The sequence below is a fragment of the Nocardioides sp. NPDC051685 genome (genome assembly GCF_044453405.1).
In the GTDB taxonomy this organism is placed as follows: domain Bacteria; phylum Actinomycetota; class Actinomycetes; order Propionibacteriales; family Nocardioidaceae; genus Nocardioides.
Genome location: NZ_JBITCR010000002.1, coordinates 1,024,018 through 1,030,918, shown reverse-complemented (window position 1 = coordinate 1,030,918; position 6,901 = coordinate 1,024,018). Strand labels below are relative to the sequence as shown.

Annotated in this window: 7 protein-coding genes; all 7 read right to left on the bottom strand. The window is 63.0% G+C overall.

Translation table 11 applies throughout. The features are described 5' to 3' along the window. Positions 1–201: 201 nt before the first annotated feature. Positions 202–1,578: a hypothetical protein gene (locus ACIA03_RS10055; protein ID WP_396981763.1), complete on the bottom strand. Its 1,377-nt coding sequence runs from the start codon at positions 1,576–1,578 to the stop codon at positions 202–204. Continuing rightward, on the bottom strand, positions 1,575–2,819 hold the full coding sequence (locus tag ACIA03_RS10050) for an ATP-binding protein (protein WP_396981761.1): 1,245 nt from the start codon (positions 2,817–2,819) through the stop codon (positions 1,575–1,577). The genes ACIA03_RS10055 and ACIA03_RS10050 overlap by 4 nt, the downstream gene beginning before the upstream one ends. Before the next feature lie 121 nt (positions 2,820–2,940). Further along, positions 2,941–3,168 (bottom strand): tyrosine-type recombinase/integrase, encoded by a 228-nt coding sequence (locus ACIA03_RS10045; RefSeq protein WP_396981759.1) that lies wholly within the window; start codon positions 3,166–3,168, stop codon positions 2,941–2,943. Then, complete coding sequence (locus ACIA03_RS10040) at positions 3,059–3,853, bottom strand: tyrosine-type recombinase/integrase (RefSeq protein ID WP_396981757.1); 795 nt, start codon at positions 3,851–3,853, stop codon at positions 3,059–3,061. The genes ACIA03_RS10045 and ACIA03_RS10040 overlap by 110 nt, the downstream gene beginning before the upstream one ends. A gap of 256 nt (positions 3,854–4,109) precedes the next feature. Further along, entirely contained in the window at positions 4,110–4,493 is a 384-nt protein-coding gene (locus ACIA03_RS10035; RefSeq protein ID WP_396981755.1) for a hypothetical protein, read from the bottom strand. 268 nt (positions 4,494–4,761) lie between these two features. Next, positions 4,762–5,589 carry a hypothetical protein gene (locus ACIA03_RS10030; RefSeq protein WP_396981753.1) on the bottom strand — a complete coding sequence of 276 codons (828 nt, stop codon included), beginning with the start codon at positions 5,587–5,589 and terminating at the stop codon, positions 4,762–4,764. A gap of 234 nt (positions 5,590–5,823) precedes the next feature. Continuing rightward, positions 5,824–6,690 carry a DUF3800 domain-containing protein gene (locus ACIA03_RS10025; protein WP_396981751.1) on the bottom strand — a complete coding sequence of 289 codons (867 nt, stop codon included), beginning with the start codon at positions 6,688–6,690 and terminating at the stop codon, positions 5,824–5,826. Positions 6,691–6,901: the final 211 nt, after the last annotated feature.

Genomic DNA, 6,901 nt, shown 5'->3' with positions numbered 1-6,901 from the left:
GACCTTCCCCTGCTCATCGACACTTCGGATCAGCCACTTCCCGGACCCGCAGACAAGACGCTACGCCAGACCGGTTGACAACAGAAGGGAGCCGGAGTGACGCTGGTCGGGACGGAGAGCGGACTCCCGGCGGACGCACACTTATCGAGTCGGGTAGGAGGCGGATCTCGTGCGCGATGCGGGGCGCGTCACCCTCATCGCTCACCAGTAAATGGCGATGAACTCGACCTCCAACAGGTGCGCTGGTGTATGCCCCTGCACCGGATCGGTCGCTGCATGCTGTACCGACTCCAGGGCGACTTGGAGTCGAGCGATCGTCTGGTGGGCCTCCCGAAGGGATCGGACGAGTTCGCGACCTACGGCCTGATCACCCGCCACGAAATCTGTGACTTCCGCGAAGGCGGCTCTCACGATGCCGACGTCGGCAAGGTCCTCCGTGGAGGCGATGCGTTGGGCGGCTCTAGCTGCCACCCCTGCAAGTGCGGCTTCATCAATCGAGCGCTCCGTCAGCTCGGCAAGTTGAAGGCCAAAGGGGATGAGCCCCCGGGTCAGGAGTGTCTCGGCGGGGGGTGGCGGCTCGGGGACGGTGCGTCCAGCGGTGGTTGCCCCGAGGACGACTGGCAATGCCCGCATGTGAGCGCCGACGTCTGGAAAGATGCGCTCGAACACATCGGCCAGCTTCACTGGCGACCAGGAATCGTGGAGTCCTGGCTTGGAAAGCCGCGCATAGACTGTGTACGACGACCCGTCGAAGAGGATTCGGCGGACGTCCTTCCAGAACAACGGAAGCTCCGTAACCCCGGCAAGGGTCACTATGGATGCTTCGTCCGCCAGTGGGCTCGGGTCCTTGATCATCGAAGCATCGACGAGCCATGGTTCGCCGTCGATAACGACTCGGCGGTGGCTGGTGACCTGTGCAGTGATCGGAATAAGGTCAACAAGCAGGCGGCGCAGCAACTCCGCAATGACCTCGCCCTCGGTCAACTGTGATTCCGCCAGGCCGAACATTGCGGCCCGCTCCTTGAGGAGGTCGAGAATCGATGTGACTGCGGCGGTGATCTGGTAGGTCTTCTCGGCGTCGAGGTCCACTCTGACTTCGAGCACGTCGCCTCGATCCAGATCACAGACTCGCACCGCCCGCCGCTGTTTCTCAAGCTTGGCGATGCAATCGACGAGGCCTGACGTCGTCTCCACTGCTTTCGGGCGTGTGCGGGCTGGTTGGTCCTCAACCGAAAGCTTGAGGTCGGTGTCGCCGATCCTCAGGTTTCGGAAGGTCCCCTGAATCACCGCACGCCGAACAACCTCCTGCGCCGTTGTCTGGCCCGAGGTGACCTTGGAACTCCAGCCGACAGTAGAGCCTCCGGCTGGTGCTGATAGCCCAAGGGTTGTACCCGCCTCGGCGGTTGTCGTCGCGCTCAACGTGTCTTTGTATGATTCGGCGACGGCGCCCTCCCGCGCGGCAACGAGACTCGTCACGCTTACCTCGTCGAGATAGACGAACTCACGCCGGTTCTGTTGCCAGGCGCGTCGTCGACGCCACCGCCGGAGCCACTTGGGATATCGGTCTGGGTTGCTCATCTCATCTCGGCCTGTCGTCGTGACACCTGGCGGTTGCGTGCAGCGCAGACGAGCCCCGCTTCGATGTCCTCCGTGCACAGAGACGTTCGCTCATCGAGTACTGCCAACACGCCTGCCTCAGTCCAGATCATTGCCAGTTCGGCCGCGCTCCACCCGTCGGTCGCATCGACGAGCGAGGGCCAGTCGGCGTTCTCTCGGCCAAGTACCTTGCGGGCTGATGCGCGCAAGATCGCGAGGCGATCTTCGGGAGTCGGATTACCGCTGAACTCGATCTTGAAACTGAGCCGGCCGGGTCGAAGAAGCGCAGCGTCCAGCTGTCCGGGCAAATTGGTTGCCGCAATGACGAGGACCTGTCCTGCAGCTTCGAAGCCATCGAGTGCAGTCAGAAACTGGCCGACAAAGCGGGTCGCGTATTCCGGCGCATCCGGGCCACGGCTCGAAACGATGCTGTCGAGTTCGTCGAAGAACAAGATCGCCGGTGCGTGCTCCTTAGCGTGATCGAAGAGGTCACGGAGCCGTTGCTCGCTCTCGCCCACCCACTTGTTGATGATCTCGGGGCCGTCAACGAGGTAGAACCGGGCGTGGACCGACCGGCTCAGCGCGCGAGCCAAGTGGGTCTTGCCGGTTCCTGACGGGCCGCTGAAAAGGATCCCTTTGACCGGATTCACCCCAAGCTTCTCAAGCCGTTGTGCGGGGTCGAGCGCGACCTTGGCGAGCTCGTTCGCTCGTTCGACCAGCGCGCGAGAACCCCCGAAATCGTCGAGGCTCACGTCGATCGACTCTGGCTCAACCATGAGGCTCGCCGGATCTAGACCCTCGGACTCCCGGTGAAGACCCAGACGGTCCACGGCAGTGTCGCTGACGAGTTTGCCGGGAACGCCATCGGAATCCAAGGCGATGGTTTGGCCTTCGACAAACGGGTCGACCGCGCGCTGCGGGAACGCTCGTAGCCTGCCATCGATCTCAAGCACGGCGATCGAGCCGTCGTTGCTGAGCCGTCGGACCGTGCCAATCTCGGCCCCGTCGTTCGGCCAGTAATCGTCGGCAACCAACTCAGGGGTTTCGGCTTCGAGATCGCGCGGCAGGAACACGACTTGTCCCGGGGCAACTTCCATGGCCGCGGGGTGTCGATACCAGCCGGACACTCCGTCGCGGCGGTCGTACCAGATTCGGTCAGCATCCTCGTCGACCCGGCGGATCCTGACGACCCAACCATCGACATCCGCCCAGCCATATGTCACCCGAGAGACTCTAGGCCGTGGCGGGCGCTCCTGATCCGCGCCCTACCGGAGTTGGCACCAGGTTCTGCCACCAATTTCGTTCTGGAGGTCCCCGCGATGGTGCCGAATAATTCTGGGCCGGTCAGACGCCGGCGACGTAGGCGGTGAGGAAGTGGACACCGTGGCGGTCGAGGTTCCCGCGGGCGCGGTCGTAGTGCTCGGTGGTTCTGGGGTCCGCGTGGCGGGCCAGGATCTGGGCGTCACGGAGCGGGACACCCGCGTCGAGTGCGTTGGTGATCGCTGCGTGGCGTAACGAGTGCGGGCTGATGTGCCGAGGGATTCCGGCAGCCTTCGCGACCCGCGTGATCATCCGGTACGCGTCGCGTCGGTCGATCGGCTTGCCCGACATGGGTCGCAAGATGAGTCGTCCAGTGGTCCGTTCGCCGCGGCAGGCCTCCAGAACGCGGAGGACCGGGACGGTAGCGGCATGGTCGCGGGCTTGTCGCCCTTGCCGACCAGGTGGAGCACGCGGTGGCCCCGCAGTGATCGGCGTAGTCTTCGATCCGGACCGCTGCTGCTTCGGAGGCCCGTAGCGCGTTGATGCCCAGCAGGTAGGCCAGGGCGCCGTGGTGGACGGTGATGGTCTGGGCGATCTGAAGGAAGCGGATCAGCTCGAGCCGGTCGAGGCCTTGGGTTCGGGTTTCGTCTGCGTGCACCTTGGGCAGTCGTGCGTAGACGGCGGGGTCGGCCGGGATCAGTCCGTCGATGTGTGCGAAGCGGAAGTAGCCGCGGAGTCCGTGCATCATCGTGTTGATCGAGGACGCCATGAGGCCGGCCTCGTCCAGGTTGCGGATGTAGAGCTCGACGTGGGCGCGTTGGATCCCGGTCAGCGGGTCCAACCCGTTGGTCTGGCACCACGCGAACCAGCGGCGCAGCTGGTATGCGTAGAGCTCGTGGGTGTGGCCCGAGTAGCGGGCTAGGAACGAGACCGCGGCCAGTTCGGCGGTCGTCATCGACAGTGGCTGGAACGGCAGCAGCTTCGATGTGGTGGACATGCGTCACCTCACGCGACGACCCACGGCGAGGCCTGGCCATGCTCGCCGCCAACACGGCGAGGCACTCGAACAGATCAACGCTAACGGCGTTGGAGCAGCGCGGCGCGCGCCGGGGTCCTGAACTTCAGTCCAGGGGGAACTTGGCGTCCGGCCTGATGCTGGCACGACGAACGGCGCGAACCCGGGTGGGATCGTTGTGACCTCGAGGTCTGCGAACACGAGAGAGATGTTGTGGCCGTTCGTCTCGATCAAGGCTTCATGGAACGGTCGCCCCATCTCGGTGGACCACTCCTGGGCCTCGGGGGACCCCTCTACGAGTTGCATGCCCGGGGTACAACACCTGCCACTTGACGCCCCAGACGTACGCTTCGCGCTCACCGGCCTGGATCCAGGTGTCGTAGTCGATCAGGTCGTCGTCCTGCGAGTAGACCCAGACATCACGCCGGACGGCCGTGTTCACCGTGGCGCGGACACAGTGGGTGAACCGGTACCTCAGGTGCTCCGGTTCGATCCCTGTGCGGGGATCTGCCGTTGCGTAGATGTACAACTCGTAATCTCGCATGTAGTCGGCGAAGCCGTGAAAGACCAATGCCTGGTCGAGCACATCATCAAACGCTTGCCGGATCTGCTGTTCGTCCACACCGATACCCTGCACCAACCGGCGTGTTACTGCCGCAGGAATTGCCGCGGTTGGCGGCCGGCGGAATCAACCGTGGCGAGAGGGTCGCGGAGCGGGACAAGCCCTCCATGCGGCGGAATGACTCACCTGAGTTGAGCGCGGGCGGCCGTCTCAATGTGCAGCTCAGGTTTCGCCCGTGTCCGGCCGTTGCCGCCAGGGTGATGCCCGATCAAGTCCTGGGGCGCCTGGTGGCCGACCACGGGACCGTGTTAGCCCCGCGTGCGGCGAACTAGCCATGGTTCTTCCCGAGTGCTCCCAGCGCCAGATCGAAGAGCACCAAGACACCTTCATCGTCCTGGAACGTGAGGGTTCTCGGCGCGGACTCCGGGGACCGGTCCCATGACTGGGGTGCCGCGAAACCGTCAGCGGCATACTTTTGCAGCCGTGCGTCGATTGCGTCGAGAGTTCCTGCTGGGGTCGGCTCGGTAAAGGCAAGAACGAGAACGACCTCGCCCCCGGGAAGAAGGATCGCATCGACCACAGCCGCGAAGTCTTCGGAATCGAGGTCGAATGACCGCACGACTACTTGTTCGGCGTCAAGTGGAACCAGCACTACTTCGAACATCAGGGTGTGCCCAGGTCGCAGTGCCCTAATCCAGCGCACGTCGGAATACTTAACGCCGTCGTTGGGGACGACGGACAGATGTTCGAAAGGGATTTGAATAGTGACGGCGCGTGTCCAACCCGCTTCGTCGGCCGCGGGCCTCGTCCACTGGTGCAAGAGCCTTCCCTGCACGGGATCAAGGCCGCCGAAGTGGGTGTCGTTCTCCTTGCGCAGGTCGATCGCCTGGAATCTCCAGTCCCCCGACTGGTGCAGGCTCACCTTGAACTCGCCTGCCGATGACCGGCTTGCAAGGTAAACGTCGTCCGCGTTCTTCGCACCCCAGAGACGCCAAACGGTAGAGCGATGACCAGGCTCACCTGCAGCGAACCGCAGCGCACGGTTTTTCTTCACCGCCGGGATCGGGTGGCGTTCAACGTCCTGTCCCTCCCACTCGACCAGAAGCGTTGGTTGGTCATCTATGAGTGCGACGGCGATGCTCATGTAGGTGGGCACGATACAGATCCTAGAGTGGGTGCCTCCGCGTTCATCGTTGTTCGCAACACCCTGTACGCCAGCGGTATGGCATCAGGCCATCTCCGACCTTGAGTTCGGCCGTTACCGCCACCTTGGAGCCCGGTTGGTGCTCGCTTCGGCCCAACGGCGGCGATGGTCTTGGCCCAAGTCGAATTTCCAGGTCGGCCTCACTGCTCTACCTGACCTGCGATTCAAGGCAGCAGAATTTGAACGTCACGAATCGGATCCGAACCTCTTGCCGGCAAGGTGACTTCGGAGATTGCCAACGAGGGACATCCCATCGTCTTTCTCGTACGGCCGCAAGGGACGGGGCAATGCGTAGCCGGAGGATCCGCGAATGTAAGTGTCGGCGCCGAGTACCCAGTGGTACACGTTGACAATTTCGTCCGGGAACAGCTTCAGGCCGGTGCCGGCAATTGCGCCGAAGGCATTGGCATGGAGCAGGGGCTTGACGTACGGGACCAAGTCGAGCCCGAACCGAACTCCCGCAACCGCCGCGGTCATTGAGCCGGCGACAAGATCCGCAAGTTGCAGATGAGGGTGGTGATGTGAAGGCGCGGTTAGGATCGGGAGAACTACAGCGTCGGCCTTGACATAGTTTGTGCCGAAGTTTGTGAGGTCTAACGTCCCAGCGATCCAGTTGTCCTCCGCCTTGTGATCGCCGCCGGGCTTGTCGCAGACGACGACGCCACGCTCGTCGCCCAACATCATGACGATGCGTTCGAACAGGTATTTCAAAACGTCTTGCTCTGCGCGTGTGCCTTGGATGCTAGTTCGGCCAAGGTCGAACGAGACGACCACGGCGCGGCAGCCACAGTCCTTCGCTGCGGTCAGCAACTCCTGGCGAACATCGGTCAGGCACGCCGCGCCAGCATCTGACTTGAACCAACTTCCTTTTCGAGGACTCCATTTCAGTTCAGCGTCAGCAGGTGTGTTGTGGGAACGGTAGATTTCCGCCGCTCGGTCTGCGTACCTCGCCACATGAGCCTCTGGGAAAGCAACCGCACCGAGCGAGAGCAGACTGCCCATTCCGGAACGCAGTCCCTTCTGCTTGGTGTCGTCGACGAACACAATCCACATCGTTGCTCCCGGATCACTGAATGACACGAGCTCCGAAACTCATAACACCAATTCTGCAGCGGGCACCGAGATCACGTGGTCGTTTGATAGATCTAAGTGCGGTGCTGCATCGGGCAACCCAACGGCACGCACGAACGTAGAGAGCGCGTCTAACTGGGCGGAGTGATGCTGAGTTCAGCCTGCGCCGGCTCGACGAGCATGTCTTCGAAAC

Coding starts and splice junctions, on each gene's coding strand:
- ACIA03_RS10045 (WP_396981759.1), bottom strand. CDS start 3,168: ATGATCACGCGGGTCGCGAAGGCTGCCGGAATCCCTCGGCACATCAGC.
- ACIA03_RS10025 (WP_396981751.1), bottom strand. CDS start 6,690: ATGTGGATTGTGTTCGTCGACGACACCAAGCAGAAGGGACTGCGTTCC.
- ACIA03_RS10055 (WP_396981763.1), bottom strand. CDS start 1,578: ATGAGCAACCCAGACCGATATCCCAAGTGGCTCCGGCGGTGGCGTCGA.
- ACIA03_RS10040 (WP_396981757.1), bottom strand. CDS start 3,853: ATGTCCACCACATCGAAGCTGCTGCCGTTCCAGCCACTGTCGATGACG.